Annotated in this window: 1 protein-coding gene; it reads left to right on the forward strand. The window is 48.3% G+C overall.

Features of this window, described 5'->3' with window-relative positions; all coding sequences use genetic code 11:
• The first annotated feature begins 405 nt into the window (after positions 1 to 405).
• On the forward strand, positions 406 to 3,387 hold the full coding sequence (gene pgmB, locus F6K20_RS29725) for a beta-phosphoglucomutase (protein WP_008185621.1): 2,982 nt from the start codon (positions 406 to 408) through the stop codon (positions 3,385 to 3,387).
• Positions 3,388 to 3,482: the final 95 nt, after the last annotated feature.

The following is a 3,482-nucleotide window of genomic DNA, read 5'->3' on the forward strand; positions in this document are numbered from 1 at the left end:
TACTAGTTATTAAGCCTCCTATCGTTAACTGACCTAAACTCATCGTCCGATGTCGGCTACCAACAGCTAACCAAAGATTTGTTGATGTGTCAGTTAATGCGGAAATCGCATAATTATTAGTGAATTCACTAATTATGGGCAATTTGCCTGAGCCAATAACTATTTCAATTAATTGCTAGTAGCCTTCCCTTGACAGCAGGGGTTTAGATTGTCGGGTATGGGGTATGGGGAAAATCTGGTGTTAGTGATCCGAGTTTCAAGGGTGGCGTTGTGCCATCTTCTGTTCACACCCCCATCAGCTCTCTCTCCCACTCCCTAAACCCTACACCCTATACCCCACAAGGGAAGGGAAGCGTTTGACCTCACTCAAGGAACCACCCACCACAGCAACACTAACGACTAACTATGGATGCCAAAGTATCGTCCCCATCTAGCTCTAACCACATCTACAGCGACTGGACAGTAACTGAGACCAAATTTGATCCGACTCAATTGCACTACAAGGAAACCGTTTTTACCCTTGGGAATGGTTACCTCAGTACCCGAGGTAGCTTTGAGGAAGGGTATCACGGTGCATGGCCAATGACATTGATTAATGGTGTCTACGACGATGTGCCAGTTGTCTATACTGAACTGGCTAATTGTCCTGATTGGCTACCTATAGTGATAGTTGTAGAAGGTGAACGCTTTCGTCTTGATCAAGGCGAGATCTTGCACTACGAACGTCAACTTGACCTGCATCGAGGCAAGCTAACTCGTGATGTGCGTTGGCGTAGTCCTGGTGGTAAGACTATCGATATCCATGTCGAGCGTTTTGCCAGTATGGCTGATGACCATCTGTTAGCCCTTCGCTGTCAAATCACTCCGGTGGATTTCGATGGCGCCATCGAAATTCAAGCCAGCATCAATGGCTACCCAGATAACCAAGGGGTGCTCCACTGGGAATGGTTGAAACAGGGTCAGATTTCAACGGGAACTAACCAGACATCAGAAGGAGGTATCTGGTTACACGTTCGCACCCGTCATACGGCTATCGAACTGGGTATGGCTTCCCGAGTCAGTGTAAGTGGTGTTGATGATGCCCAAATACAGCTAAAGGGTTGTGAAGGTCACCCCACCTTAGCCACTAGCTTACACGTGCGCTCAGGACAGCTAGTGACCCTGGATAAAGTAATTAGTGTGTTCACATCCCGGGACACCGAAAACCCAGAAAAGGTAGCCCAGGAACACCTGGTCAACCAACCAGATTATCTAACCCTATTCTCTCGACATGAGGCAGCTTGGGATAAGATTTGGCAAGATAGTGATGTTGTCATTGAAGGGGACATCAACGCTCAGATTGCTATACGCTACAATATGTTCCAACTGTTCATTAGTGCTCCTCGTCATGATGACCGGGTGAATATTCCCGCTAAAACCCTTTCTGGTTTTGGCTATCGGGGTCACGTTTTCTGGGACACAGAAATTTTTATGCTGCCGCTGATGATATTAACTCAGCCCCAGATTGCCAAGAATTTGCTGACCTACCGTTACCATACTTTACCTGGGGCAAGGCGTAAAGCTAAGCTTCAGGGCTATCCGGGAGCCGTTTACGCCTGGGAAAGTGCTGACACCGGCGACGAAGTAACCCCTCGCTGGGTTCTCTCTGCTGAGAAGGATGGAGACCCGATCCGAATTTGGTGTGGCGATCGCGAACTCCACATCACTACTGATGTAGTCTATGGTATCTGGAAATATTGGCAGGCTACTGGTGATGATGACTGGGTGGTGCGTTACGGTGCTGAGATTATCCTAGATACAGCGGTATTCTGGGGAACTCGGGTTGAGTGGAATGGTAAACGGGAACGCTATGAACTGCGGGATGTGATTGGTCCGGATGAATACCACGAAGGGGTAGACAACAATGCCTTCACCAACCGCATGGTTCAATGGCACCTAGAGACTGCTCAGTTCGTCCTAGACTGGTTGCGTCGGGAACATCCACAGAAAGCTAAAGAACTGGAAGAAACACTGGAGCTAACCCCAAGCCGAGTTAGTCTGTGGTCTGAAATTATCCGTCGGATGTGGATACCCTATGACCATGAAAGGGACTTAATCGAACAGTGTGAGGGGTTCTTCCAAATTGAAGACATCAACCTCCAAGATTACGAGCCACGTACCCGTTCCATGCAGGCTATCCTTGGCATTGAGGGAGCAAGTAAAAAGCAAGTGCTCAAGCAGCCAGATGTCTTGATGTTGCTATACCTGATGCGGGAGCAGTACGGCGTAACCTCTGAGCCAGAGAAATACCGGGAAATTTTGCAACGAAGTTGGGACTACTATTCTCCTCGCACCGATCACACCTATGGTTCGTCCCTCGGTCCTGCGGTTCACGCCATCCTCGGCTGTGAATTAGGAAAGACAGAGGAAGCTTATGTACACTTTATGCGGGCAGCGATGGTAGACCTCGAAAATGTGCGGCGTAACGCTCATGAAGGAATTCATGGTGCTTCCGGTGGTGGTGTATGGCAAGCTATAATCTTTGGATGCGCTGGGATCAAGTTCACAGACAATGGACCTGTTGCTATTCCCCACTTCCTACCGGGCTGGACACGTCTCAAGTTTAAGCTGCAATGGCGTGGAAAGAAGTACGAGTTTGATCTCAATCCAGAAACCAGTACTCAAACAGCACAATCTGAGGCTACCATCTCCCCAAGTTCTCGACCCCCCGGCTCTCCAGCTCAAATCCAGGGTGTGATTTTTGACTTAGATGGCGTAATCACCGATACCGCAGAATATCATTACCAAGCTTGGCAAAAACTAGCCGATGAAGAGGGTATTCCCTTTAATCGCGAGGCCAACGAAGCACTGCGGGGTCTTTCACGTCGAGAGTCCCTGATGGAACTTTTGAACGGTCGCTCAGCCACAGAAGACCAACTCCAAGAGATGATGGATCGCAAAAATAAGTACTATCTGGAATTGATCAAGAACATCTCTAAGGCTGACTTACTACCTGGAGCTCTAGAGTTACTGATTGAACTCAAGGAAGCTGGTATCAAAGTAGCGATTGGCTCCGGTAGCAAAAATGCCAAGGAAGTTATGGAACGATTGGGTATTAGCGATCGCATTGATTCAATTTCTGACGGCTACAGTGTGACCCGCTCTAAGCCAGCACCAGATCTGTTCTTGCACGCAGCACAGCAGTTGGGATTGGAACCCGCTTATTGTGTAGTAGTAGAAGATGCCGGATCTGGTGTCGAAGCCGCTCTAGCTGCTGGTATGTGGGCTGTAGGACTTGGTCCAGTTGAACGAGTTGGAGCAGCCCACCTGGTGTTACCCAGTCTCGAAGGCATACACTGGAGCAACCTCCACAAACAATTAGCAGGAAATCGTTTAATTCCTTGTTAGGGTATGCATTAACTAACTATTTGGAACTAAATTGGCTGGGTGAAGTCTAATTCACCCAGCCATATTTTTGTGGGTTTTGTCCTGAGTACTGAGTA

Origin of the sequence: Moorena sp. SIO2C4, assembly GCF_010672485.1 — a bacterium.
Classification (GTDB): domain Bacteria; phylum Cyanobacteriota; class Cyanobacteriia; order Cyanobacteriales; family Coleofasciculaceae; genus Moorena; species Moorena producens.

Coding starts and splice junctions, on each gene's coding strand:
- pgmB (WP_008185621.1), top strand. CDS start 406: ATGGATGCCAAAGTATCGTCCCCATCTAGCTCTAACCACATCTACAGC.